At 72.9% G+C, this 24,858-nt stretch carries 18 protein-coding genes and 1 riboswitch; of the genes, 11 read left to right on the top strand and 7 right to left on the bottom strand.

What is annotated here, in order from left to right:
• Positions 1 to 151: 151 nt before the first annotated feature.
• Entirely contained in the window at positions 152 to 1,441 is a 1,290-nt protein-coding gene (locus ACFYOP_RS23635; protein ID WP_356895311.1) for a PspC domain-containing protein, read from the top strand.
• The gene (locus tag ACFYOP_RS23630; protein WP_356895313.1) at positions 1,438 to 2,127 is read left to right on the top strand and encodes a response regulator transcription factor; all 690 of its coding nucleotides are present in this window, start codon (positions 1,438 to 1,440) and stop codon (positions 2,125 to 2,127) included. Before ACFYOP_RS23635 ends, ACFYOP_RS23630 begins: the two co-directional genes overlap by 4 nt.
• A gap of 16 nt (positions 2,128 to 2,143) precedes the next feature.
• On the opposite strand, the gene ACFYOP_RS23625 is transcribed toward ACFYOP_RS23630, so the two are convergent.
• Positions 2,144 to 2,899 carry a GNAT family N-acetyltransferase gene (locus ACFYOP_RS23625; protein WP_356895314.1) on the bottom strand — a complete coding sequence of 252 codons (756 nt, stop codon included), beginning with the start codon at positions 2,897 to 2,899 and terminating at the stop codon, positions 2,144 to 2,146.
• A gap of 108 nt (positions 2,900 to 3,007) precedes the next feature.
• Entirely contained in the window at positions 3,008 to 4,057 is a 1,050-nt protein-coding gene (locus ACFYOP_RS23620; protein WP_356895316.1) for an NlpC/P60 family protein, read from the bottom strand.
• A 344-nt stretch (positions 4,058 to 4,401) separates the two neighbouring features.
• Here ACFYOP_RS23620 and ACFYOP_RS23615 point away from each other — a divergent pair, with 344 nt between their 5' ends.
• Positions 4,402 to 4,755 (top strand): hypothetical protein, encoded by a 354-nt coding sequence (locus ACFYOP_RS23615; RefSeq protein WP_356895318.1) that lies wholly within the window; start codon positions 4,402 to 4,404, stop codon positions 4,753 to 4,755.
• 61 nt (positions 4,756 to 4,816) lie between these two features.
• On the opposite strand, the gene ACFYOP_RS23610 is transcribed toward ACFYOP_RS23615, so the two are convergent.
• Positions 4,817 to 5,995, bottom strand: coding sequence for an NlpC/P60 family protein (locus ACFYOP_RS23610; RefSeq protein WP_356895320.1), 1,179 nt, complete (start codon positions 5,993 to 5,995; stop codon positions 4,817 to 4,819).
• 1 nt (position 5,996) lies between these two features.
• Positions 5,997 to 6,189: riboswitch (cyclic di-AMP (ydaO/yuaA leader) on the bottom strand.
• 253 nt (positions 6,190 to 6,442) lie between these two features.
• Between ACFYOP_RS23610 and pcrA the strand changes: the two genes are divergently transcribed.
• Positions 6,443 to 8,905: a DNA helicase PcrA gene (pcrA, locus tag ACFYOP_RS23605; protein WP_356895322.1), complete on the top strand. Its 2,463-nt coding sequence runs from the start codon at positions 6,443 to 6,445 to the stop codon at positions 8,903 to 8,905.
• A gap of 82 nt (positions 8,906 to 8,987) precedes the next feature.
• On the opposite strand, the gene ACFYOP_RS23600 is transcribed toward pcrA, so the two are convergent.
• Together ACFYOP_RS23600 and ACFYOP_RS23595 are read right to left on the bottom strand one after the other, a co-directional pair.
• Entirely contained in the window at positions 8,988 to 10,601 is a 1,614-nt protein-coding gene (locus ACFYOP_RS23600) for a M23 family metallopeptidase (RefSeq protein WP_356895324.1), read from the bottom strand.
• Positions 10,602 to 10,835: 234 nt separating this feature from the next.
• Positions 10,836 to 11,648, bottom strand: a complete 813-nt coding sequence (locus ACFYOP_RS23595) for an alpha/beta fold hydrolase (protein ID WP_356895326.1) — start codon at positions 11,646 to 11,648, stop codon at positions 10,836 to 10,838.
• 373 nt (positions 11,649 to 12,021) lie between these two features.
• On the opposite strand from ACFYOP_RS23595, the gene ACFYOP_RS23590 reads away from it, so the two are divergent.
• The gene (locus tag ACFYOP_RS23590) at positions 12,022 to 12,429 is read left to right on the top strand and encodes a cobalamin B12-binding domain-containing protein (protein WP_356895328.1); all 408 of its coding nucleotides are present in this window, start codon (positions 12,022 to 12,024) and stop codon (positions 12,427 to 12,429) included.
• 412 nt (positions 12,430 to 12,841) lie between these two features.
• On the opposite strand, the gene ACFYOP_RS23585 is transcribed toward ACFYOP_RS23590, so the two are convergent.
• Together ACFYOP_RS23585 and ACFYOP_RS23580 are read right to left on the bottom strand one after the other, a co-directional pair.
• On the bottom strand, positions 12,842 to 14,455 hold the full coding sequence (locus tag ACFYOP_RS23585) for a DUF5691 domain-containing protein (RefSeq protein ID WP_356895330.1): 1,614 nt from the start codon (positions 14,453 to 14,455) through the stop codon (positions 12,842 to 12,844).
• A 25-nt stretch (positions 14,456 to 14,480) separates the two neighbouring features.
• Positions 14,481 to 15,863 carry an SWIM zinc finger family protein gene (locus ACFYOP_RS23580; RefSeq protein ID WP_356895332.1) on the bottom strand — a complete coding sequence of 461 codons (1,383 nt, stop codon included), beginning with the start codon at positions 15,861 to 15,863 and terminating at the stop codon, positions 14,481 to 14,483.
• 256 nt (positions 15,864 to 16,119) lie between these two features.
• On the opposite strand from ACFYOP_RS23580, the gene ACFYOP_RS23575 reads away from it, so the two are divergent.
• The 6 genes from ACFYOP_RS23575 to sucD all read left to right on the top strand — a co-directional run bounded on the left by ACFYOP_RS23575 (position 16,120) and on the right by sucD (position 24,813).
• Positions 16,120 to 17,232, top strand: a complete 1,113-nt coding sequence (locus ACFYOP_RS23575; protein ID WP_356895334.1) for an AAA family ATPase — start codon at positions 16,120 to 16,122, stop codon at positions 17,230 to 17,232.
• A complete protein-coding gene (locus ACFYOP_RS23570; protein ID WP_356895336.1) occupies positions 17,229 to 19,628 on the top strand; it encodes a DUF5682 family protein in 2,400 nt (799 codons plus the stop codon). The genes ACFYOP_RS23575 and ACFYOP_RS23570 overlap by 4 nt, the downstream gene beginning before the upstream one ends.
• The gene (locus tag ACFYOP_RS23565; RefSeq protein WP_388452654.1) at positions 19,625 to 20,860 is read left to right on the top strand and encodes a VWA domain-containing protein; all 1,236 of its coding nucleotides are present in this window, start codon (positions 19,625 to 19,627) and stop codon (positions 20,858 to 20,860) included. The genes ACFYOP_RS23570 and ACFYOP_RS23565 overlap by 4 nt, the downstream gene beginning before the upstream one ends.
• A gap of 820 nt (positions 20,861 to 21,680) precedes the next feature.
• Positions 21,681 to 22,382 (top strand): hypothetical protein, encoded by a 702-nt coding sequence (locus ACFYOP_RS23560; protein WP_356895338.1) that lies wholly within the window; start codon positions 21,681 to 21,683, stop codon positions 22,380 to 22,382.
• Between the two features lie 343 nt (positions 22,383 to 22,725).
• The gene (gene sucC, locus ACFYOP_RS23555; RefSeq protein WP_356895340.1) at positions 22,726 to 23,907 is read left to right on the top strand and encodes an ADP-forming succinate--CoA ligase subunit beta; all 1,182 of its coding nucleotides are present in this window, start codon (positions 22,726 to 22,728) and stop codon (positions 23,905 to 23,907) included.
• A gap of 21 nt (positions 23,908 to 23,928) precedes the next feature.
• Positions 23,929 to 24,813: a succinate--CoA ligase subunit alpha gene (sucD, locus tag ACFYOP_RS23550; protein ID WP_356895342.1), complete on the top strand. Its 885-nt coding sequence runs from the start codon at positions 23,929 to 23,931 to the stop codon at positions 24,811 to 24,813.
• Positions 24,814 to 24,858 lie beyond the last annotated feature (45 nt).

Below are 24,858 nucleotides of genomic sequence, written 5' to 3'. Positions count from 1 at the left end.
GACGGCCCGGGCAGGGCGACGGGAGCCCGGACGACCCTGGCCCTTCCCTGATATCGGGCCCTGAGACGGCCACGGGATTTCGGGGCCGGTCAGGGACGGTTCAGGGGCGACCCTGATACCGCGCCGGGGCCCCGCGTGTGACGATCGGAGCATGCCAGTCGCCTCTCCGGGAACCACCGGCTCCTCCCACGCACCCGTGCCGGAGGAGCCCGGGCTGCGCAGGCTGTACCGCAGCGCCGACGGACGGATGCTCGGCGGAGTGGCCCGCGGTCTGGCGGGCCATCTGGGGCTTCCCGTCGTCTGGGTGCGGCTGGTCTTCCTCGGACTGTTCCTGGCCGACGGACTCGGCGCCGTCCTCTACGCGGTGTTCTGGATCGTCGTGCCCCTCGGGGTCGGCGGCCGGACCCACGAGCCGCGCTCGGTGTTCGAGACCACCCCCGACGGGCGCCGCAGGCTGCGCAAGCCCGACAAGGGGCAGCTCTTCGCGATGCTCGCGCTCCTGTTCGGCGCCGCGGTCTTCATCGGCAACGTCGACATGCGCGGCAGCAACCGCTACGTGTGGCCGACGCTGCTCATCGGCGCCGGCGTCGTCCTGGTCTGGCGGCAGGCGGACAACGCCCGCCGCGCCCGCTGGACCGACGTCGGCCGTCGCCGGCGGCTGCTCCAGCTGGCCCGGGCGCTGGCCGGTGTCGCGCTCGTCGGCATGGGCCTGACCGTCTTCATGGTGGTCCGCGGCTCCGCCGCCCAACTGGGCAACGTGCTGACCGCCGCGGTCGCCGTCATCGCCGGTGTCGCGCTGCTCGCGGGGCCCTGGCTGGTGCGGATGACGCAGGACCTCTCCGAGGAACGAACGATGCGCATCCGTGCCCAGGAGCGGGCCGAGGTCGCCGCGCACGTCCACGACTCCGTGCTGCACACCCTCACCCTGATCCAGCGGAACGCCGACGACGGCGGGGAGGTCCGCCGACTCGCCCGCGCCCAGGAGCGGGAGCTGCGAAACTGGCTCTACCGGCCGGAGGGCACCGGCAAGGAAGAGGACGAGGAGCCCGGCACCCTCGCGGAGGCGGTCAAGAGGACGGCCGCCGAGGTCGAGGACAAGCACGGCGTCCCGCTCGAGGTCGTCGTCGTCGGCGACTGCCCCCTCGACGAGAAGCTGGCGGCACAGATGCAGGCCGCGCGCGAGGCGATGGTCAACGCCGCCAAGTACGGTGGCGCGGGAGGGGCGGTGCAGGTGTTCGCGGAGGTCGAGGGCCGTACGGTCTTCGTGTCCGTACGGGACCGGGGGCCCGGCTTCGACCTGGACGCCGTGCCGGAGGACCGGATGGGCGTCAGAGAATCGATCATCGGCCGTATGCAGCGCAACGGCGGGACGGCGCGGCTGCGCTCCGTGCCCGGGGACGGTACGGAAGTGGAGCTCGAGATGGAGAGGGCGGACGGATGACCGAGGCCGCAGAACAGACCGAGGAGCGACGGGTACGGGTCGTGCTCGTCGACGACCACCGGATGTTCCGCACCGGTGTGCAGGCCGAGATCGGGGAGACCGAGCGGACGGGCGTCGAGGTCGTCGGTGAGGCAGCCGACGTCGACCAGGCGGTCACCGTGATCACGGCGACCCGGCCGGAGGTCGTCCTGCTCGACGTGCATCTGCCCGGCGGCGGCGGGGTCGAGGTGCTGCGCCGCTGCGCCCCGCTGATGGGCGCCGCTCAGGACCCGGTGCGCTTCCTGGCGCTGTCGGTGTCCGACGCCGCGGAGGACGTGATCGGCGTGATCCGGGGCGGCGCCCGCGGCTATGTCACCAAGACCATCACCGGCACGGACCTGGTCGACTCGGTCTTCCGGGTGCAGGACGGCGACGCGGTGTTCTCGCCGCGGCTGGCCGGCTTCGTGCTGGACGCGTTCGCCTCCACGGACGCGCCGCCGGTCGACGAGGACCTGGACCGGCTGACGCAGCGGGAGCGGGAGGTGCTGCGGCTGATCGCGCGCGGGTACGCGTACAAGGAGATCGCCAAGCAACTGTTCATCTCGGTGAAGACGGTCGAGTCGCATGTCTCCGCCGTGCTGCGCAAGCTCCAGCTCTCCAACCGGCACGAGCTGACCCGGTGGGCGACGGCCCGCCGCCTGGTGTGACGGGCCGCCGGCCGGTTCAGCTCAGCGACATGTCGGTCTTGTCGCCGACCCGGGTGTAGCCGACGGCGGCGTAGACGCGTTCGACGTCCGCGTCGCCGGGCTCCAGCCAGACCGTGCGGCAGCCCCGCTCGAAGGCCCGGGCCGTCAGATAGGCGGACAGGGCGGCGCCGATGCCCCTGCGGCGGTGCGAGGCGGCGACCGCGAGGCCGGTCAGTTCGCTGAGGCCGCCGACGGGGATCGAGCAGCTGCCCGCGGCGACCGGGGCGCCGTCCGTGTCGTCCATGGCCAGCGCCGCGACGCCGCCGCCCTCCGTGACGCGCCGCAGGGCCGCGATCTCGCCCTCCGTCACCTCGCCGTCCATGCCGTAGCCCGCGTGCTGCACGGCGGCCGCGGCGCGGTGGCCGGCCTCGTCGGTCAGCACCGTGCGGGTGATGCCGGGCACCGGCGGCGGCGTCACCAGTGCCTCGGGGGAGCAGGCGAGCAGCGGGGCGCGCCGCTCGACGGTGAACCCGGCGGCCAGCAGCGCCGGTTCGAGGGCGGGTGCGCAGGACGGCAGGAACTCCAGGCGCGGCAGCCGGTCCCGTTCGCGGAAGGCCTCGACCAGTGCCTTGATGTCGCCGGGCGTGGGGTTCGCGCCGTGGTCGGGGACGGCGTAATTGACGGGCGGGATGGGCCAGTCGGCGTCGTAGCGGACCGTGAAGGGGCCGACACGCATGTGGCCGGGCGAGCGGCGTGCGAGGGTGCGCACATAGTTCTGGACGTCGACGTCCACGTGGTCTCCTGCCGGTCGGGCGACGGGGGCGGGGCCCCAGGATGGTGCCACCCGGACCGGGGCTCCCGCCAACGGATTACCGGCACGGACGGCACGGCGACACTGCCGTCACGCGGGACGGGCCGCCCCCGCGAACGGCATCTCGTCGATCGGCGCGATCCGCACCGGGGCGCCGGGCCGTGGCGCGTGGATCATCCTGCCGCCGCCGATGTAGAGCCCGACGTGCGAGACGCCCGAGTAGAAGAACACCAGGTCGCCCGGGGCGAGTCGGGAGCGGGGAACGCGTTCGCCGGCGTTGATCTGCGTGTACGTGGTGCGCGGCAGCGACACCCCGGCGGCGCGCCAGGCGGCCTGGGTGAGGCCCGAGCAGTCGTAGGAGCCGGGCCCCGTCGCGCCCCACACGTACGGCTTGCCGAGCGCCCCGTACGCGTACGCGACGGCCTGGGCGGCCCGGCTGTTCGGGGCCCGCAGCGGGCCACGGGGGGCGTCGGCGCGGTCGGCGCGGGCGGGCGCCCGGGTGGAGCCGCCGTCGTTGTACGCGGCGCGCTGCTCGGCGGTGAGCCTGGCCAGCAGCCGTTCGGCGGCCGCGAGTTTGCCGCGGACCGTGGCCTTGTGACGGGCCAGTTCCTTGCGGCGGGCCTCCAGCGTGGCGATCTTCTCCGCGGCCTGCTCCTGGAGGTCCGCCAGTTCTCTCAACTGCCGCCGGACCCCGGCGATCGTGGCGGCCTGCCGGGCGCCGACCCGTTCGGCGCGGGCGGCGCGCTCCAGATAGTCCTGTGGGTCGGAGGTGAGGGCGAGGCGCAGTCCGGGGTCCATGCCGCCGTCGCGGTACTGGGCGGTGGCGATCGAACCGAGGGCGTTGCGGGAGGCGTTGAGCCGCTCGGTCCTGCGCGCGGCCTCGTCGCGCAGCGCGTCGAGCGACCTGCGGGCGCTCGCCGTCTGCTCCTTGGCGCCGTTGTACTTCTCGGTGGCGGCCTCTGCCTCCCGGTACAGCCTGTCGACCCGGCTCTTGACCTGAGCGGGGGTGAGGCGGGGCTCGGCCTGGACCGTGCCCTCGAATGCGGTGCCGGTCGCCACGCCGGCGAGGGCGAGGGTGACCGCGGTACGGGCGGCCGGCCCGCTGAACAGGCGCGGCCTTGGTTTCCGGTGGGCTGCCACGAGGGCTTCCACGTCCTTCCGTCGATCGCTGCCCGCCGTTCGCGTCCGGCGGCGGGCCGCACAGGGGAGCGGCCCGCCGCCGGACATCCCGGCGGTGGCGGCCGAGTGCCGTCCGGCTGTACGACGGCTGGCGGGGAGTCGGCCACCTGGGGCAGGACGCTAGACGCCGCGGTCACGGGGACGGGACGGAAGGACCGCAAAGTATCGAAGATGGACACTTGGGACCGGTTGCCGACCGTCCCGGGGGCGTCGCGGTTCCGCATTGCCGTGGCCTGCCGACCGATGCGGCGGAGCGGGCACACCTGCCCGACGGGCGGTGGTATGGGGAGGGTTAGGCTCCGGCCATGGACGTACTCATCAATGTCTTCGTCGCCCTGCACATCATCGGTATCGCCTCGCTGCTGGGCGGATTCCTGACCCAGATGAAGGCGATGGGGGAGGGCACGGCCCGCTTCAACCCGGCGATGCTGCACGGCGCGCTGACCATGCTGGTCACGGGCGTGGCGCTGGTGGGTCTGAACCAGGCGGACGACCAGACGGTGAACAACCTCAAGATCGGCGTCAAGCTGGCGGTCCTGGTGGTGATCCTCGGCCTCGTCTACGTCAAGCGGGACGAGGAGAAGGTCGACAAGGCGCTGTTCGGCGCGGTCGGCGGCCTGACCATGGTCAACGTCTTCATCGCCACCCTCTGGACCTGATCCGGGCGGGACATGCCGGCGCCCGGGCGGCTCGACCGCCCGGGCACTCGTGCGAACGCGGTCAGGCGGGGCGGACGCTGCCGTAGATCGGCATGTAGAAGATGGACTCCTCGCGCACGTTCGTGCCCGGCTTGGGGGCGTGGATCATCTTGCCGTCGCCGATGTAGATCCCGACGTGGCTGATGTCGTCGTAGAAGAAGACCAGGTCGCCGGGGAGCAGATCCGCCGTCGCGACGCGGGTGCCGACCTTCACCTGGTCCCAGGTGGTGCGCGGCAGGTCCACCCCGGCCGCCTTCCAGGCGGCCGCGGTGAGGCCGGAGCAGTCGTACGAGCTCGGGCCCGTCGCTCCCCACACGTACGGCTTGCCGATCTGGGCGCGGGCGAAGGCCAGCACCTTGTCGGCCTTCGCCGCGTAGGTGCCGTCGTCCGTGCCGGTGCCCGTACCGGTGTCCGTTCCCGGGTCGGTCGTGCCGGGGTCCGTGCTCGGGGCCGTCTCGCGCTCCCGGGCCTGCCGCTCGGCCTCCGCCCTGGCGGCGGCCTCGGCCGCGGCCTTCGCCTCGGCCTTGCGGCGGGCCTCCTCCTCCTTCTTCCGCTCGATCGCGGCGAGCCGTGCCTTCTCCTCCGCCGTCAGCGTCGACAGCAGGGTGCGCGCCTCCGCGAGCTTGGTCTGCACCGTCTGCTTGCTGGTGCGCAGCGCCTCCTGGGAGTCCGTGAGGGACTCGAGACGCTTCGTCGCCGCCGTGCGCTGCTTGGCCGCCGCGGCCCGCTCGGTCTCGTACTCGGTGACCGCGGTGCGCTGCTGGGCCGTCATCCGGTCCATCAGCTGCGTCTGGTCGAAGTACGCCTGCGGGCTGTCCGCGAACATCAGCGCGGCGGTGGGCGTGACGGAACCGGTGCGGTACTGCGCGGCCGCGTAGTTGCCGAGCTCGCGGCGGGACTCGTTCAGCTTCTCGGTGCGCTTGGCCGCCTCGTCGAGGAGCCGGTCCACCTCTTGGCGCTTGTCCGCGGTGGCTTCCTTCGCCTTGTTGTACTCCTGCGTGGCGCTGCTGGCCTGCCGGTACAGGTCGTCGACCTTCTTCTGCACCTCTTCGATGCTGGGCTTCGGCTCGGCGGGCGCGGCGGTCGCGCTCTGCGTGGAGAGCAGGGTCACACCCGCGAGGGCTGCCGTGGTGAATCCGACGGCGGAGGACGGTTTGGTGCTTCGGCTGCGGGGCTTGCGATGCGACGCCAAGGCCGGCATCTCCTTCTTCCGTGGACCGCCTACCGGGTTAGCTGTCGGGTTCGGGCGAACGGAAGGTGCCCTACGGACCGAGTGGCGCGCGGTCCGATTCACCCCGGTGGTACTGGGTCCTCCCGCGTCGAGGACGGTGTCGGGAGGGTGGGTCCCCGGTTCCGAACTCCGTTGCCGGAGGCCGGATTCGGCGCAGGCCGCCCGTTCGGCGTGGTTCGCCGGGAGGGGTGCGGGCCGCCTGGTCGAGCACGCTAGCCAACTCGTGCAGCCGCTGTGAAGGTTGATGTTCGATATGTCCGATACATTTTCGTGACCTTTTTCGGCGCATGATCCCGTGCCAGCTCCCGGAGGCGGCTTCGTCGCCTGGCGGAATCGCGCCGTCACCCACCGTCGCCCGCTGCCGGTGTTCGGCGTGCGGCCACGGTTGTCGGTGGGGCAGCCTAGACTCGTTAAGCGATGAGCAGCCTCTTTGACGACAGCTTCCTGGCGGACCTCCAGCCCCAAGCGGACGAGCATCCGCCGCCGCCCGAGGACTCGGCTCCGGAGCAGATCCCGGACGACCTCTTCCAGGGCGCCTTCGACGTGCCCCCGGCCCGCGACGGGTACTACCGCGACGGCGCGCCGCGCCCTGTCGTGGACCCCGCCGCGCTCCTCGACGGGCTGAACGAACAGCAGCGCGCCGCTGTCGTGCACACAGGGTCACCCCTGCTCATCGTGGCCGGCGCCGGCTCCGGCAAGACGCGGGTGCTCACGCACCGCATCGCGCATCTGCTCGGGACCCGCCATGTGCACCCCGGCCAGATACTGGCGATCACCTTCACCAACAAGGCCGCCGGCGAGATGAAGGAGCGCGTCGAGCAGCTGGTGGGCCCGCGTGCCAACGCCATGTGGGTCATGACCTTCCACAGCGCGTGCGTGCGCATCCTGCGCCGCGAGTCCAAGAAGCTGGGCTTCACCTCGTCGTTCTCGATCTACGACGCCGCCGACTCGAAGCGGCTGATGTCGCTCGTCTGCCGCGATCTGGACCTCGACCCGAAGAAGTTCCCGCCGAAGTCCTTCAGCGCCAAGATCTCGAACCTGAAGAACGAGCTGATCGACGAGGAGACCTTCGCCGACCAGGCTCAGGACGGCTTCGAGAAGACGCTCGCAGAGGCGTACCGGATGTATCAGGCGCGGCTGCGCGAGGCCAACGCCCTGGACTTCGACGACATCATCATGACGACGGTCCATCTCCTCCAGGCGTTCCCGGACGTCGCCGAGCACTACCGCCGCCGCTTCCGGCACGTCCTCGTCGACGAGTACCAGGACACCAACCACGCGCAGTACACGCTCGTGCGCGAGCTGGTGGGGACCGGTTACGAGGACCTGGACCCGGCCGAGCTCTGCGTCGTCGGCGACGCCGACCAGTCGATCTACGCCTTCCGCGGCGCGACCATCCGCAACATCCTCCAGTTCGAGGAGGACTACCCGGACGCGACGACGATCCTGCTGGAGCAGAACTACCGCTCCACCCAGACGATCCTGTCCGCCGCCAACGCCGTCATCGAGCGCAACGAGTCCCGCCGGCCCAAGAACCTGTGGACCAACGCGGGCGAGGGCGCCCAGATCACCGGCTACGTCGCGGACACCGAGCACGACGAGGCCCAGTTCGTCGCCGACGAGATCGACCGGCTCACCGACCAGGGCGAGGCGCAGGCCGGCGACGTCGCCGTCTTCTACCGCACGAACGCCCAGTCGCGTGTCTTCGAGGAGATCTTCATCCGCGTCGGCCTGCCCTACAAGGTCGTCGGCGGGGTGCGCTTCTACGAGCGCAAGGAGGTCCGCGACGTGCTGGCCTATCTGCGCGTCCTCGCCAACCCCGAGGACAACGTCCCGCTGCGCCGCATCCTGAACGTGCCGAAGCGCGGCATCGGCGAGCGCGCGGAGGCGATGGTCGACGCCCTCGCGCTCCGGGAGAAGATCACCTTCCCGCAGGCCCTCAAGCGGGTCGACGAGGCGTACGGCATGGCGGCCCGCTCGGCCAACGCGGTCAAGCGGTTCAACGTGCTCATGGAGGAGCTGCGGACCATCGTCGACTCGGGCGCCGGCCCGGCCGTCGTGCTGGAGGCCGTGCTCGAGCGGACCGGCTATCTCGCCGAACTGCAGGCGTCCACGGACCCGCAGGACGAGACCCGTGTCGAGAACCTCCAGGAACTGGCGGCCGTGGCGCTCGAGTTCGAGCAGGAGCGCGGCGAGGGGGAAGGGGCCGGCACGCTCGCCGAGTTCCTCGAGAAGGTGGCACTCGTCGCCGACTCCGACCAGATCCCCGACGCACCTGCTGAATCTGCTGCTGACGCAGCGGGTTCCGAGGACACCGGCGTCATCACGCTGATGACGCTGCACACCGCCAAGGGCCTCGAGTTCCCCGTCGTGTTCCTGACCGGCATGGAGGACGGGGTCTTCCCGCACATGCGGGCGCTGGGGCAGACGAAGGAGCTCGAGGAGGAGCGGCGCCTGGCATACGTGGGCATCACCCGCGCCCGCGAGCGGCTCTATCTGACCCGCTCGTCGATGCGCAGCGCCTGGGGTCAGCCCTCGTACAACCCGCCCTCGCGGTTCCTCGAGGAGATCCCCGTCCAGCATCTGACGTGGAAGCGGACGGGCCCGATGGCCGCGCCCGCCGGGCCCACGTCCGGTATCGCGTCCTCGCTGTCGTCGTCGCGTTCCCGCGGCGGCGCGTCGGGCTTCGCCACGCGGCGTACGAGCGACAAGCCGGTGATCTCACTGGTGGTGGGCGACCGGGTCACGCACGACCAGTTCGGGCTGGGGACCGTGGTCGAGGTGAAGGGCGCGGGCTCGGAGGCGCAGGCGACGATCGACTTCGGGGACGAGAAGCCGAAGCGGCTGCTGCTGCGGTACGCGCCGGTCGAGAAGCTCTGACGCGCCGGGGGCGCCGAGAAGGGTCCCGCCGACGACGAAGCCGGCCCCCTCGGGGGCCGGCTTCGGTGGTGCGTGGGGCCGGTCAGCCCTGGGTGGGGTCGATGCCGTTGCTGCGCATCCACGGCAGCGGGTCGATGGCCGCGCCGCCGCCGGGCCTGACCTCGAAGTGCAGATGCGGGCCCGTGGAGTTGCCGGAGTTGCCGGAGTAGGCGATGACGTCACCGGCCTTGACCCAGCCGCTGCGGATCTTGGTGCTGCTCAGATGGCAGTACCAGGTCTCCGTGCCGTCCGCCGCCGTCACGATGGCCATGTTGCCGTAGGCGCTGTTCCACTGGGTGCGGACGCTGCCGTCCGTGGCGGCCATGACCGGAGTCCCGTACTGGACGGGGAAGTCGATACCGGTGTGCAGCGACATCCAGTTGACGCCGGACTGCCCGTAGTACGCGCTGAGCTGGTGCAGCTTCACCGGCAGCATGAACTTGGGGCGCAGCGCCTCGCGGCGTGCGGCCTCCTCCTCGCGCTTCTTCTTCTCCGCCGCCTGGCGTTCCTTGAGGTCGATGCGCTCCTGGGTGCGGGAGGCGCGGTCGCCGAAGTCACGGGCGTCGGCGCTGAGCGCGGCGAGCTGGGTGTCCATGGCGTTGTTGGCGGCGACCGGCTCGACGGAACCGGGGTCGGGGGCCGCCACGTTGCTCTTGTCGTCCTTCGTCTCACCGCCGAGGCCGCTCACGGACGCGGCGGCGACACCGGCCACGCCCATCACGCAGGCGGACGGCACGGCGACGCTGAGGAGCGCCGAGCGCTTCGCGGGCGTGCGGCGGCGGCCGCGGCTGCCACCGGAACGGCGCACCGGGCGGGGTTCGACGGGGGCGGCCGGCACGACGGGCACGGAGGCCATCGTCTGGGTCATCGCGTTGTGGTCCGAGCCGTCCTCGGCCCCGGCTTCGGCGCGTTGGGGCTCGGCGTGCTCGGCGCCGTCCGCCGGCTCGTACTCGGCCTGTTCGTACTCGGCCGGCTGGTACTCCGCCGCGGGCGCCGGTTCGTACTCCGTCGCGTAGTCGGCCTCCGGGCCGGTCCCGTGCTCGGACGCGGACTCCGTCTCGAAGGGGACGGACTCGTACCCGTTGTCGCCGTACGCGTCCGGTGTCTCGTAGGCGGCGTACGCGTCGTGCGCGGTGTACGTGTCCTGCGTCGCGTACTCGGCGGGCTGGGCGAACCCCTGGTCCGGAACGAACTGTTGGGGGACCAGGCCGTCCGGCGTGGCGGTCGCGGAGTTCCACGCGGTGGCGTCGTAGCTGCCGGTCTCGAAGGCGCCGGGGGTCCACTGGCCGGTCGCGTCGTGGGCGAAGGTCGCCGCGGCCGTCTCGTACTGGCCGGTGCCGCCCGCCTCGTTCCAGGCGTTCGCGTCCCACTGGCCGGTCGACTCGTACTGGCCGGCGGTGGCGTCGTACTGGCCGGTCGTGTCGTACTGCGCGTACTGCTGCTGCTCGTAACCCTGTTCCTGCTGCGGCTGTTGGGCCTGGAGCGTCATGTCGCCGTAGGACTGGTGCCCGCCGGCGCCGGCGTCCCACTGGGACGCGTCGTACTGGCCGCTGTGGCCCGCCTCGTAACCGCCCGGCAGGGCCCCGAAGAGCGGATCCGAGTCGAAGCTGCCGGTGGCGTTGCCGCCGTACCCGGCGTGGGCGTGCTGGTCGTTCACCAACTTCTCTCTCGCCTCGACAGCAGGAACTGTTTTCCGGAACCGCCTGTTTGCACGGGGGGTCCCAGGGGGAAGCAGTGGCGCGACTGTACCCGGCGGTACGCGACGGCGACAATCTTCGGCGGCATCTACGCAATCAGGAAACGGGCATTCGGTCGCGTTTCGGCGGTCCATGGCCGGAGCCTTGGCCCTACGTTCGAGAACTGTTCGATCGATCGATGCCGGTCGGTCGGTTCAGGCGACGGATGCGGGCGCGGACGCGGAACCGGGGGAAGCGGAACGGGAACCGTCCATGTCCGACACGCCCGACTCGAGCGCCTCGCGGACACTGTCGGCGACCGCGGGGTGAACCGGCAGTGCGAGATGGCCGATTCCGCTCACTCGCACGTTCTGTACGAGAAGGTCGGGATGGTCGACCCGGGCCGTCTCGACGGGCGCCATGATCCGGTCGAGATCGCTCCAGAAACTGACGAACCGGGTCCGGCAGCCCGGCGCGGGCAGCCGCAGCTCCTCGATCACCGGCGAACCCGGCCGCATCTGCCGCACGATCGGATGCGCGCTCGCGAGCGGTGCCACGGTGGTGCCCGAGTGCGGGGTACCGAGCGTGACCAGGGTGCGGACGCGCCGGTCACCGCCGAGGCGCTGCACGTAGTAGCGCGCGATCAGACCGCCGAGGCTGTGTCCGACGATGTCGACCTCGTGGTGTCCGGTGCGCGCGCAGATCTCCTCGACATGCCGGCCGAGCAGATCCGCGGCGGCCCGGATGTCGCAGGTGAGGGGCGAGTAGTTGAGGCATTCGACCGGGTGGGGACCGCGCCGGGCGAGCGCCCGGCGCAGCAGCACGAACACCGAGCGGTTGTCGGCGAAGCCGTGCAGCAGCACGGTCGGCACGGCGGCGGGCGACCTCGGCAGCGCGGGCGCCGGGCGGGTGCGGCGGCGGCGCTCCGGAGTGAGGCCGGTGGGGTAGAGGAGCAGATGTCCGGCGAGGATCACCAGCTCCAGTGCGGTGGCCCGCAGCAGCGCGGCGGGCAGACGTGGGGTCCTCACGACGACCTCCCGTACGGCACGGCGGGGGCGGCTCTCCCCCGCGTGCCCTCATGGGAAGCGCGCACGACCGTCCGGGGCGCGGTGCGGTCGGCTCCGCGCCTCGGCGTCGCCGTACCACCGTGCCGTGCGGCTCTCGGCACGGTGGTACGGCGACCTGTGGTGGACCTGCGGCGGCTTCCCGTGCGACCGTGCCTGCGGGGCCGCGCCTGGGGCGTGCGCGGGGTCCGAAGCAGATACGACGCTCGGCGAAAATGTCCCACGTGTGATTTCCCCCTCCCCGCGCGCCGCGAAACGGCCCCGTGCGGGATGCTGGAGATAACGTTCGTTCACTTCCCCGTGTCCCGGTACGGCCGCGGGGAGCCAGGAGGCAGTGATGGGTGTGACTGGTCCGATCCGCGTGGTGGTGGCCAAGCCGGGTCTCGACGGCCACGACCGCGGCGCCAAAGTGATCGCGCGAGCGCTGCGCGACGCCGGTATGGAGGTCATCTACACCGGGCTCCACCAGACGCCCGAGCAGATCGTCGACACGGCGATCCAGGAGGACGCCGACGCGATCGGTCTCTCGATCCTCTCCGGTGCGCACAACACGCTCTTCGCGAAGGTCATCGCGCTGCTGAAGGAGCGCGACGCGGCGGACATCAAGGTCTTCGGCGGCGGGATCATCCCCGAGGCGGACATCGCTCCGCTGAAGGAGCAGGGCGTGGCGGAGATCTTCACGCCGGGTGCGACGACGGCGTCGATCGTGGACTGGGTCAACGCGAACGTCCGCGTCCCGGCGTAGCCCGGATGGGGGTGCCTCCCATGCCCGAAGGACTGTGGGGAAGGGCGGCGGACCGGGCCTCACGCTTCCGGGCGTGTCCCGGCCCGGGTACGCCCCCGGGTGTGTCCCGGTCCCGGTTGGGTTGCCGGGCGGAACCCGGTCCTTTGTGCTGGTCACCGGGCGGGGCCCGGTCCTGTGCGCTTGCGTCCGGGTGCGGCTCGGGGGGCATGCCCGAGAAAGCAGTCCGGGACCCTTTCCGGAGGCCCCGGCCCCCGCACCACCCACCGGAGAGGGCAGGCCGCCCGCTCCGGGGACGCCGCGCCCCCACCGGACAGCCGGCCCACCCCGCCGACCGGGCCCGCCCAGGGGACGCCGCGCCCCCCACCGCGCCCCGTCGCGGAGGACGCCACGCCCTGCACCGGGCAGGGCCTCGCTAAGCGGCCAGTTCTCGGGACATCGTCGCGCGGAGGCGCAGCGTGGAGACGAGGCGTTGGAACGCCTCGGACCAGTAGCTGCCCGCCCCCGGGGACGCGTTCTCCTGGTCGTCCGGAGTGGCCGTGAGGATCTCCAGGCGGGTGGCCTCGTCGGGGGACAGGCAGCGTTCCGCCAGGCCCATCACGCCGCTGAAGCTCCAGGGATAGCTGCCCGCGTCCCGGGCGATCTCGAGGGCGTCGACGACTGCCTGTCCCAGCGGCTCAGCCCACGGCACCGCGCACACGCCGAGGAGTTGGAACGCTTCCGGCAGGCCGTGCGCGGCGATGAACCGGGCCACCCAGGCGGCGCGTTCGTCGTCGGGGAGCGCGGCGAGGAGCTTCGAGCGTTCGGCCGGGGACGTCGTGCCGGGCCCGGTCGACGGCGACGTGGCGGGGGAGCCGAGCAGAGCGCGGGACCAGTCGGCGTCGCGCTGCCGGGCCGCCGCCCGGCACCACGCGGCGTGCAGTTCGTCCGCCCAGCCGTCGGAGACGGGCAGCGCCACGATCTCCTCGGGGGAGCGCCCGCCGAGCCGGCCCGGCCAGACGGAGAGCGGGGCGGCCTCGACCAGCTGACCGAGCCACCAGGACCGTTCACCGCGGCCGGACGGCGGGGTCGGGACGATGCCGTCCCGCTGCATGTCGGCGTCGCATTCGTGGGGCGCCTCCACGGTGATGGCTCCCGAGGTGTCACCGCTGCGGTCGATCGCGACGCTGGACGCGGAACGGGCGGCCATGCGGCCGGCGAGGGCGGAGCGGGGCAGCGCGGAGAGGAGTTCCGCGGCCGTGGAGCGGACGTTGCGGCTGCGGTCGGACAACGCCCGCTCCAGGAACGGCTCGTCCGCGTCGGACAGCCCGGCCCGCAGGGAGTCGAGGAACATCAGCCGGTCCTCGGCGCGCTCGGTGGACCAGGTCGTGCCGAGCAGTGCCCGGGCGGCGTCGGCGTCATGGGCCCGTACCGCGGCGAGCAGCGCGACCCGTTCGGCGAACAGGCCCTCCTCCCACAGCGTCCGTACGGCCTCGGTGTCGTCGACGGCGGGCAGGGCGGAGCCCGCGGATCCGCCGCGCAGCGCGTACTTCCACTCCGGGTTGAGCCGGGCGAGCCACAGCCCGCGCGGGCCGGCGAACTCGAGCGCCTGCGGGCGCAGGTCCGTTCGGCCCCGGGCGGCGTCGAGCAGCGCGGGGAGGACGGACGCGGGCGCGCGGTAGCCGTGATCGTTGGCGGCGGCGAGCCATTGGGGCAGGAGTTCGGTGAGGTCGGGGGCGGTGCCGCGCCGGCCGCCGGCGCCGGAGGGCCCGGCACGGTCGGCCAGCAGCTGGACGAGCCGCCGCCGCGCCGGCCCGGGCAGGGCGGGGCGGGCGTCGTGCGGCGCGGGGTCGGGTGCGCTGCCGGCCGGCACCGCGGGGCACAGCCCCGCCCGGCGCCGTACGGTGTGCAGCGCGGCGGCGTCGAGCAGGGCGACGGGCGCCTCCTTGCCGACGGGTGTCAGGCCGGCCGGCGGCGTCCGGCGGTCGGTGCCGAGCAGCGCCGAGGTGACGATCTCTTCCCACGGTGACGTACTGGCCGTGCGGGTCATGGGTTTCCCTCCCGTTCCTGGGCGTTCAGATCAGCGGGACCGTCTCCGACATGTCCGCGGGCCACGCGGTCAGCGGCACGAAACCCTGGTGGCCGAACTCGCCGAAGACGGTGACCGGCCGGCCGCCGGCGAGCGCGACGAGCTTCCACAGCCCGGGGCGGGCGAGCGCGGCGGGCGCGACGGGCAGCGCGTCCCCGCCGTCGGCGTCGACGAGCTGCCATCCCTCCCCGCCGGGTAGGGGCACGGGTATGACGCCGGTGAGGGTGACCGGCCAGGAGCCCAGCCACGGGTCCTCGCGCAGGGCCTGTCCGTACGCGTCGACCGCATCGGCGCACGGTCCGCCCGGCGGCGGTGCGTCGATGGCGACGGGCAGCGTGAACTGCTCGCCCAGTTCGGCCCTCGGGCCGCTGCCGGTGTGCGGAGTGACCTCGGCGTCGATCATCAGCCCCACGGGCAGCGCGAGTTGTGGCGCACGGCCCCCCGCGCCGAAGGACAGCAGCAGCGCGGCCCGCCGGGAGGCGCGCCCGTACAGCCAGATGCGGCGGGTGGTGAGCTTGCCGTCGAAGGAGTCGTACTGGGCGAGGATCAGCCAGCGGTCCCGGACGGCCGACCCCTCGGCGGCGGAGGAGAGCCCGACCCTGGTGCGGACCGTCGCGGCCAGCGGTTCCGGCAGGGCCTCGCGCCCCAGCCAGGCGGAGTCCAGCAGATGGATCAGGGAGCACTCCTCCAGGAGCCGTACCGGCCAGCCGGGGCCCGAGCCCGGTATCGCCCCCAAGTCCCTTACTCGTGCGGCGAGTCCGGGGGCCTGGGCGTCGACCATGCGGGCGGCGGTCTCCTCCCAGAGCCCGTACCCGGACCGCTCGGCCGCCGCGAGGCCGCCGCGCAACAGATCGGCGAGGCGCTGTTCCAGCTCGGTGGCGCCCGCGGTGATCCGTTCGGCGCGGCGCCCGGCCCGCCGCCGGGCGGCCTCCGGGTCGGCGCTCTTCGCGCCCGCGCCGGCGTCCGGCTGTTCCTTGCCGGCGGCGCGTTCCCTGCGCGCCGACAGCCATTCCTCCGCCCAGTCGGGCGCGGAGCCGGAGCCCGGCACGGCCTGTTCGTCGCAGGCCCAGAGCAGCAGCAGTCCCAGCGCGTGCTTGCACGGGAACTTGCGGCTCGGGCAACCGCACTTGTACGCGGGACCGGTGGTGTCCACGACGGTCTGGTACGGCCTGCTGCCGCTGCCCTTGCACAGACCCCATACGGCCCCCGCCGCGTCGCAGCCCGCGGCGGACCAGGGCCCGGCCGCGCCCAGCTTGCTCCCCGCCTTGCGTGACGCGTCGTCAGGAGCCAGTGACAGCACCTGCTCGGTCGCCCAGCGGGCGCCCTGAGCCATGGCCTGCGACGACGTTTCCCCGTTTGTCAGAAGCATGGGAACGACGCTACGGCCGACCACTGACAATCGCCCCGGACACCGGATCGCCCCGCCCCGCACGCCGGCGACGCGGTGCGCCGGCCCAGGCCGGCCCGGCCGCTCGGACCGGTCGCCGGGTCGGGTGACGAGAACCCTCCGAACTTTCGCCGAAAGCGCATCTGACCTGCGGTCATGTCGCAGCGGCGGGGCGGCTGTCAGTGGCATGGTGCACGGTTGTTCTCACATCGGGTCGAACGATCTGGAGGGGGATTCCATGACCGTGTCAGAAACCGCCGGGACCACCGGAGCCGAAGCCCTGCGGCCGCACGCGGAGGACGCTTTCGCCGACGAACTGCGGGCGCTGGCCGCGCTCGACGACCGGCCGCGACCGGTGAACTGGCGCATGTCGCCGTGGGCCGTCGCCACGTATCTGCTCGGCGGCACACTCACCGACGGCACCGTGATCACGCCGAAGTACGTGGGGCCCCGCCGGATCGTCGAGGTCGCCGTCACCACACTCGCCACCGACCGCGCCCTGCTGCTCCTCGGCGTGCCGGGCACCGCGAAGACCTGGGTGTCGGAGCATCTGGCCGCGGCCGTCAGCGGCGACTCCACCCTTCTGGTGCAGGGCACGGCAGGCACCCCCGAGGAGGCCATCCGCTACGGCTGGAACTACGCCCAGCTGCTGGCGCACGGCCCCAGCCGCGACGCGCTGGTGCCCAGTCCGGTCATGCGCGCCATGTCCGAGGGCATGACCGCGCGGGTCGAGGAGCTGACCCGCATCCCGGCCGACGTGCAGGACACGCTCATCACGATCCTGTCGGAGAAGACCCTGCCCGTGCCCGAGCTGGGGCAGGAGGTGCAGGCGGTCCGCGGCTTCAACCTCATCGCCACCGCCAACGACCGCGACCGCGGGGTCAACGACCTCTCCAGCGCCCTGCGCCGGCGGTTCAACACCGTCGTGCTGCCGCTGCCGGAGACGGCCGAGGCGGAGGTGGTCATCGTCTCGCGGCGCGTCGACCAGATAGGGCGATCGCTGGACCTGCCTGCCGCGCCGGAGGGCCTGGAGGAGATCCGCCGCGTGGTCACGGTCTTCCGCGAGCTGCGCGACGGCGTGTCCACCGACGGCCGCACGAAGATCAAGTCGCCGTCCGGCACGCTGTCGACGGCCGAGGCGATCTCCGTCGTCACCGGCGGCCTCGCGCTGGCGGCGCATTTCGGTGACGGCGTGCTCCGGCCGGGGGACGTGGCGGCCGGCATCCTCGGCGCGGTCGTGCGCGACCCGGCCGCCGACCGGGTCGTCTGGCAGGAGTACCTGGAGACCGTGGTCCGCGAGCGGGACGGCTGGAAGGACTTCTACCGCGCCTGCCGCGAGGTGAGCGCATGACCGGCCCGCTCCTGCTCGGAGTCCGCCACCACGGACCGGGCTCGGCCCGGGCGGTGCGGGCCGCGTTGGAGGCGGCCGCGCCCGCGGCCGTACTGATCGAGGGCCCGCCGGAGGGCGACGCCCTGCTGCCGCTGGCCGCCGACGAGCAGATGCGTCCGCCGGTCGCCCTGCTCGCCCACGCCACGGACGACCCGGGCAGGGCCGCCTTCTGGCCGCTGGCCGAGTTCTCCCCGGAGTGGGTGGCGATCCGGTGGGCGCTGGCCAACGGCGCCGCGGTGCGCTTCATCGACCTGCCCGCCGCGCATTCGCTCGCGATGACCGACGAGTTCCGCGACGAGCGGGAGGCGCCGGCGGCGCGGAAGGAGGAGGGGGCCGGGGAGCCGGCGGATGTGCGGATCGACCCGATCGCGGTACTCGCCGCCACCACCGGGTACGACGACCCGGAACGGTGGTGGGAGGACGTCGTCGAACTGCGCGGCGGCCACGGCACGCAGGCGTCAGCGGCCTCCCCGGACGCCACGGGCGGCGCCGCCTCCCCGGACGCCGCGGACGCCACGGGCGGCGCCGGCGGGGCGGCCGATCCGTTCGCGCCGTTCGCCGCGCTCGGGGAGGCCATGACCGCCCTCCGGGAGACGTACGGCCACGGCGGGCACGACAGGGACCTCGTCCGCGAGGCGTACATGCGGCTCCAGCTCCGCGCGGCCAGGAAGGAGTTCGGGGACGGCGCGGTCGCCGTCGTCTGCGGCGCCTGGCACGTCCCGGCGCTGGAGACGAAGGCGACGGTCACCGCCGACAAGGCGCTCCTCAAGGGACTCCCCAAGATCAGGACCGAGATGACCTGGGTGCCCTGGACCCACCGCAGGCTGGCCCGCCGCTCCGGGTACGGCGCGGGCATCGACTCGCCCGGCTGGTACGGCCATCTCTTCGGCGCGCCCGACCGGCCCGTCGAGCGCTGGATGACGAAGATCGCCAGGCTGCTGCGGGACGAGGACCGCATGGTGTCGTCGGCGCACGTCATCGAGGCCGTCCGGCTCGCCGGGACGCTGGCCGTCATGCGGGGCCGGCCGCTCGCCGGGCTGACCGAGACGGTCGACGCCGTCCGGGCCGTGATGTGCGAGGGCTCCGACGTGCCGCTCGACCTCGTCAGGGACCGGCTCATCGTCGGGGACGTCCTCGGCGAGGTGCCCGACACGGCGCCCGCCGTGCCGCTCCAGCGGGACCTGACCAGGCAGCAGCGCAGCCTGCGGCTCAAGCCGGAGGCGCTCGAACGCGAGCTGGACCTCGACCTGCGCAAGGAGATCGACGCCGCCAGGAGCCGCCTGCTGCACCGGCTGCGGCTGCTCGCGGTCGGCTGGGGCGAGCCGGTCACGGGCCGCGGGAGCACCGGCACGTTCCGGGAGAGCTGGCGGCTGCGCTGGGAGCCCGAGCTGTCGGTGAAGGTCGCGGAGGCCGGCGTCTGGGGCACCACGGTGCTCGCCGCCGCCACCGCCAAGGCCGAGGCGCGGGCCGTCTCGGCGACGGCGCTCGCCGAGGTCACCGCACTGGCCGAGCAGTGCCTCCTCGCGGAACTGCCCGACGCGCTCCCCGTGGTGATGAAGGCACTCGCCGACCGGGCCGCTCTCGACGCCGACGTCGGCCACCTCGCCCAGGCGCTGCCCGCACTGGCCCGCTCGCTGCGGTACGGCGACGTACGGAGCACCGGCACGGCCGCGCTCGGCGAGGTCGCCGCGGGGCTCGCCGAACGGATCTGCGTCGGCCTGCCGCCCGCCTGCACCGGCCTCGACGCGGACGGGGCGGCCCAGATGCGCGAGCACCTCGACGGCGTGCACACCGCCGTCGCCCTGCTTCCGGACGCCGGCGGCGGCATGGGCGAGCGCTGGCGGTCCGTGCTGAACAAGCTCGCCGCCCGCGACACCGTCCCCGGAGTGATCCGCGGCCGCGCGGCCCGGCTGCTGCTGGACGAGGGGCGGCTCGAGGAGGACGAGGCCGCGCGCCTGATGGCGCTCGCGCTCTCTCCGGGCACCGAGCCGGCCGAAGCGGCGGCCTGGATCGAGGGGTTCGTCGGCGGCGCGTCCGGGGGAGGGCTGCTGCTGGTGCACGACGAGCGCCTGCTCGGCCTCGTAGACGCGTGGCTGTCCGGCGTGCCGGCCGGCGCGTTCACCGATGTGCTGCCGCTGCTGCGGCGCACCTTCTCCGCGTACGAACCGGGGGTGCGCCGCACGCTCGGCGAGCTCGTCCGGCGTGGACCGGGGCCGGCGGCCGGACCGGCGCGGACGGACGCCGGCGCACCCGGCTTCGGGCCCGGCCTCGACACGGCGCGCGCGGACGCGGTGACTCCCGTGCTGCGGATGCTGCTCGGAATCGACGACAACGACCTGGCGGGGGTGGCCCGATGACGGTGAGCACCGGCTTGAACACGGGTGAGGCGACCGCCGAGGACCGCGGCGCGAGCGCGGACGACGAGCGGCTGCGGCGGTGGCGGCTGGTGCTGGGCGGCGAGTCCGGCGCGGACGGCACGGGCCGCGCACTGACCGGCACGGACGCCGCGATGGACGGGGCGCTCGCCTCCCTGTACGGAAACGGCGCGGGCACCGGTCCCGGCAGCGGACGCGGGAACCGCGGCGGCGCCAGGTCGGCGGGGCTGGGCGCGTCCGCGCCGTCCGTCGCCCGGTGGCTGGGCGACATCCGCACCTACTTCCCCAGCTCGGTCGTCCAGGTCATGCAGCGCGACGCGATCGACCGGCTCGGGCTGTCCACCCTGCTGCTGGAGCCGGAGATGCTCGAGGCCGTCGAGGCGGACGTGCATCTCGTCGGCACCCTGCTCTCGCTCAACAAGGCCATGCCGGAGACGACGAAGGAGACCGCCCGTGCCGTCGTGCGCAAGGTCGTCGACCAGTTGGAGAAGAAGCTCGCCACCCGCACCCGGTCGACGCTGACCGGTGCGCTCGACCGCTCGGCGAGGATCAACCGGCCGCGCCACCGCGACATCGACTGGGACCGCACGATCCGGGCGAACCTGAAGAACTACCTGCCGGAGTTCAACACCGTCGTCCCCGAGCGGCTCGTCGGCTACGGCCGCGCGTCCCAGTCGGTGAAGAAGGAGGTCGTGCTCTGCATCGACCAGTCGGGCTCGATGGCGGCGTCCGTCGTCTACGCGTCGGTGTTCGGTGCGGTGCTGGCCTCGATGCGCTCCATCGCGACCCGGCTCGTCGTCTTCGACACGGCGGTCGTCGACCTCACCGACCAGCTCGACGACCCGGTGGACGTCCTGTTCGGCACCCAGCTGGGCGGCGGGACCGACATCAACCGGGCGCTCGCGTACTGCCAGTCGCAGATCACCCGCCCCGCCGACACCGTCGTCGTACTGATCAGCGACCTGTACGAGGGCGGAATCCGCGACGAGATGCTGAAGAGGGTCGCGGCGATGAAGGCGTCCGGAGTGCAGTTCGTCGCTCTGCTGGCGCTCTCCGACGAAGGTGCGCCGGCCTACGACCGGGAGCACGCCGCAGCCCTCGCGGCCCTCGGAGCACCGGCGTTCGCCTGCACGCCGGACCTTTTTCCGGACGTCATGGCGGCGGCCATCGAGAAACGGCCGCTCCCCATACCGGACATGGTGGCTCATCAATGACAGTAGGGGACATGACGTGTCATCGGTAACGAGGGACTTGCGTCGCCCCGGGAGCCTCGTGCGGGCATCGCGTGCGTCCCGGCTGAAGCCGACCCGAGAGTGAGCCCCTCCACCGTGACTGCCGCAGTGCTCCGCCCCGCTGCCGTCCCGCGCGCGCTGCGCCGGACGGTGTCCGGGCCGTGGACGCTGCGGGTCCTGCTGATCCTCGGCGGAGTGCTGACGCTGGGTCTTCTCTTCGGCGCTCCCGCGTCCGCGGCCGAGACCGGGTCCGGCGCCGCCGCTCCGGCCCGGGCCGATGTCCGGCCGGAGGCCACCGCCGCCGCGTGGCGGAGTCCCGGCCGGCCGGAACGCAGGCACAGGCGCAGGCCCCGGTGTCCGCGGAGGCCGGGGTCTCCGGCTCCGCGGAGCCCGAGTCCGCCGGACCGGCCGCACGGCTCGGCACCGACGGGCCGACGGCCGCCGGGCACGCGGATGAACCGAGGCGCGTGGCCGACCGGTCCGCACCCGGCGCCGGCGCCGGCACCGCGACTGCAGCGACTGCAGCGACTGCCGCGGGCGTCGAGCCGACCGTGGAAGCGGTCCGCGCGCCGACGGCGCCTCGGCCGGTGTCCAGGTCGCCGACCAGGGCGTCGTCAGTGCCGAAGCGCGGCACGGTCTGCCCTCGACCGGCCTCGAGGGCCTGACGGCCGACGTCCAGGACCAGGCCCGCCAGTACGTCGAGGGCACCGTCCCCTCGTACGAGACCCCGTCCCTGCCGGACGCGCAGCTGCCCGACGCCCAGCTCCCGTCCGTCGGCACCCCGTCGGTCGAAGCTCCCTCCGTGGACGTCCCGTCCGTCGACCTCCCCTCCGTCGAGGCCCCGTCCGTCCCGGCCGCCCCCGCGGTCGACGCCGACATCGACTACCTCTTCGGTCCCCTCTCCGCCTTCGTGCAGGAGCTCGAGCAGGCCCCGGCCGGTGCCGGGGCCCGTACCCAGGGCGCGGTGGAGGCGTCCGCCCCGATCGTCGACGAGACCTCCGCTGCCGTGCTGCCGCCCATCCTCGCGACCGCCCTCGCCGGCGCCCAGCCGGTCGCCGCCCAGGCCGCCGGAGACGCGGGCTCCTTCGCCCAGGGCGTCGCCGCCGACGCGCAGCCGTTCGCGGAGGGTGTCGCCGGCCACGCCCAGCCGTTCGCCGGCGGGGTGGTCTCCCAGGTGCAGCCGTTCGCGACGGGAGTCGCCGACGAGGCGCAGCCCTTCGCGGCCCGTGTGGTCTCCGAGGTGCAGCCGCTCGTCGACACCGTGGCCGGCCACGTCACGCCGCTCGCCGAGGGGGTTGCCGGCAGCGCCACCGGGCTGGCCTACGGCACGACCGGCCAGGTGGACCCGTTCGCCGCCGGTGTGGTGTCCGAGGTCGAGCCGTTCACGCACGACTTTGCGACGAACGTCACGGGCGACGCCGCGCCGCTCGCCGGGAACGCGGTCCGCGGGGTGCGGGGCGTCGTGTCCGACGTGACCCCGAGCTACCTGCCGTACGGCATCTGAGCAACGACCCGGTCAGGCACCCGCCAGGTGCCTGACCAGCGGGCCGGCACACGGCCGGGACGTCCCCGAGGTTTCCGGGGGCGTCCCGGCCTTCTGTCGTCGCGGAGGCGCGCCGGACGCGGTACGGGCGCCACGCCGGGGCGGCCGTTGTGACCGTAATCACCGCTCAGGTGTGATCTGCGATTTAGGGGCGCGCGTCCGGCGGGGATAACCTGCCAGGCGGACATGCCGCGCCCACGGACACCGTGTGTGCCTCCCTTGTGACAAGAGCAGTCACGTTGCCCTTCGCGGCACGCCCACGCAGAAAACGAACCGCGATCATCAGAAAAGGGACGGACTGCGCGTGGACCTGTTCGAGTATCAGGCGAGGGATCTCTTCGCCAAGCACGGTGTACCGGTGCTGGCCGGTGAAGTCATCGACACGCCTGAGGCGGCGCGCGAGGCCACCCAGCGACTGGGCGGCAAGTCGGTCGTCAAGGCGCAGGTGAAGGTCGGCGGCCGCGGCAAGGCCGGCGGCGTCAAGCTGGCGGCCACCCCGGACGAGGCCGTCGCCCGTGCGACGGACATCCTCGGGATGGACATCAAGGGCCACACGGTCCACAAGGTGATGATCGCGGAGACCGCTCCGGAGATCGCCGAGGAGTACTACGTCTCGTACCTCCTGGACCGGACCAACCGCACCTTCCTGGCCATGGCCTCCGTCGCCGGCGGCATGGACATCGAGGAGGTCGCCGCGACGACCCCCGAGAAGCTGGCGAAGGTCCCGGTCGACGCCAACGAGGGTGTCTCCATCGAGAAGGCCCGGGAGATCGTCGCCCAGGCCCAGTTCCCGGCCGAGGTCGCCGAGAAGGTCGCCGAGGTCATGGTGACCTTGTGGAAGACCTTCATCGCCGAGGACGCGCTCCTCGTCGAGGTCAACCCGCTGGCCAAGGTCGTGAGCGGCGAGGTCCTCGCCCTCGACGGCAAGGTCTCGCTCGACGAGAACGCCGACTTCCGCCAGCCGGAGCACGAGGCCCTCGAGGACAAGGCCGCAGCCAACCCGCTCGAGGCTGCCGCCAAGGCCAAGAACCTCAACTACGTCAAGCTCGACGGCGAGGTCGGCATCATCGGCAACGGCGCGGGCCTGGTCATGTCGACCCTCGACGTCGTCGCCTACGCCGGTGAGGCCCACGGCAACGTGAAGCCCGCCAACTTCCTCGACATCGGCGGCGGCGCCTCCGCCGAGGTCATGGCGAACGGCCTCGAGATCATCCTCGGCGACCCCGACGTCAAGTCCGTGTTCGTCAACGTCTTCGGTGGCATCACCGCCTGCGACGAGGTCGCCAACGGCATCGTCCAGGCGCTGCAGCTGCTCGCCTCGAAGGGCGAAGAGGTCACCAAGCCGCTCGTCGTGCGCCTCGACGGCAACAACGCGGAGCTGGGTCGCAAGATCCTCTCCGACGCCAACCACCCGCTGGTGCAGCGCGTGGACACCATGGACGGAGCGGCCGACAAGGCCGCCGAGCTCGCCGCTGCGGCCAAGTAAGGGAAGAGGGACTGTAGAACCATGGCTATCTTCCTGACCAAGGACAGCAAGGTCATCGTCCAGGGCATGACCGGTGCCACGGGCATGAAGCACACCAAGCTCATGCTGGGTGACGGCACCAACATCGTCGGCGGCGTGAACCCGCGCAAGGCCGGCACGTCCGTCGACTTCGACGGCACCGAGGTACCGGTCTTCGGCTCCGTAGCCGAGGCGATGGAGAAGACGGGCGCCGACGTCTCCGTCCTCTTCGTGCCGCCGGCCTTCGCCAAGGCCGCCGTGGTCGAGGCCATCGACGCCGAGATCCCGCTCGCGGTCGTCATCACCGAGGGCATCGCGGTGCACGACTCCGCCGCCTTCTGGGCGTACGCGAAGTCCAAGGGCAACAAGACCCGCATCATCGGCCCGAACTGCCCCGGTCTCATCACCCCGGGCCAGTCGAACGCCGGCATCATCCCGGGCGACATCACCAAGCCCGGCCGCATCGGTCTGGTGTCGAAGTCCGGCACGCTGACCTACCAGATGATGTACGAGCTCCGGGACATCGGCTTCTCGTCCGCCGTCGGCATCGGTGGCGACCCGGTCATCGGCACGACGCACATCGACGCCCTCGCGGCGTTCGAGGCCGACCCCGACACCGACCTGATCGTCATGATCGGTGAGATCGGCGGCGACGCCGAGGAGCGTGCGGCCGACTACATCAAGGCCAACGTCACCAAGCCGGTCGTCGGCTACGTCGCGGGCTTCACCGCCCCCGAGGGCAAGACCATGGGCCACGCCGGCGCCATCGTCTCCGGCTCCTCCGGCACCGCGGCGGCCAAGAAGGAGGCCCTCGAGGCCGCGGGCGTCAAGGTCGGCAAGACGCCGACCGAGACGGCCAAGCTGGCGCGCGCGATTCTCGCCGGCTGACCTTTCGCAGCACATGTGCGGGCCCGCACCCGGATGACCGGGGGC

Source organism: Streptomyces sp. NPDC006294 (assembly GCF_042870895.1).
Taxonomy (GTDB): domain Bacteria; phylum Actinomycetota; class Actinomycetes; order Streptomycetales; family Streptomycetaceae; genus Streptomyces.
Note: the sequence above shows the minus strand (reverse complement) of the source record. Positions and strands in the feature narration are given on the sequence as shown.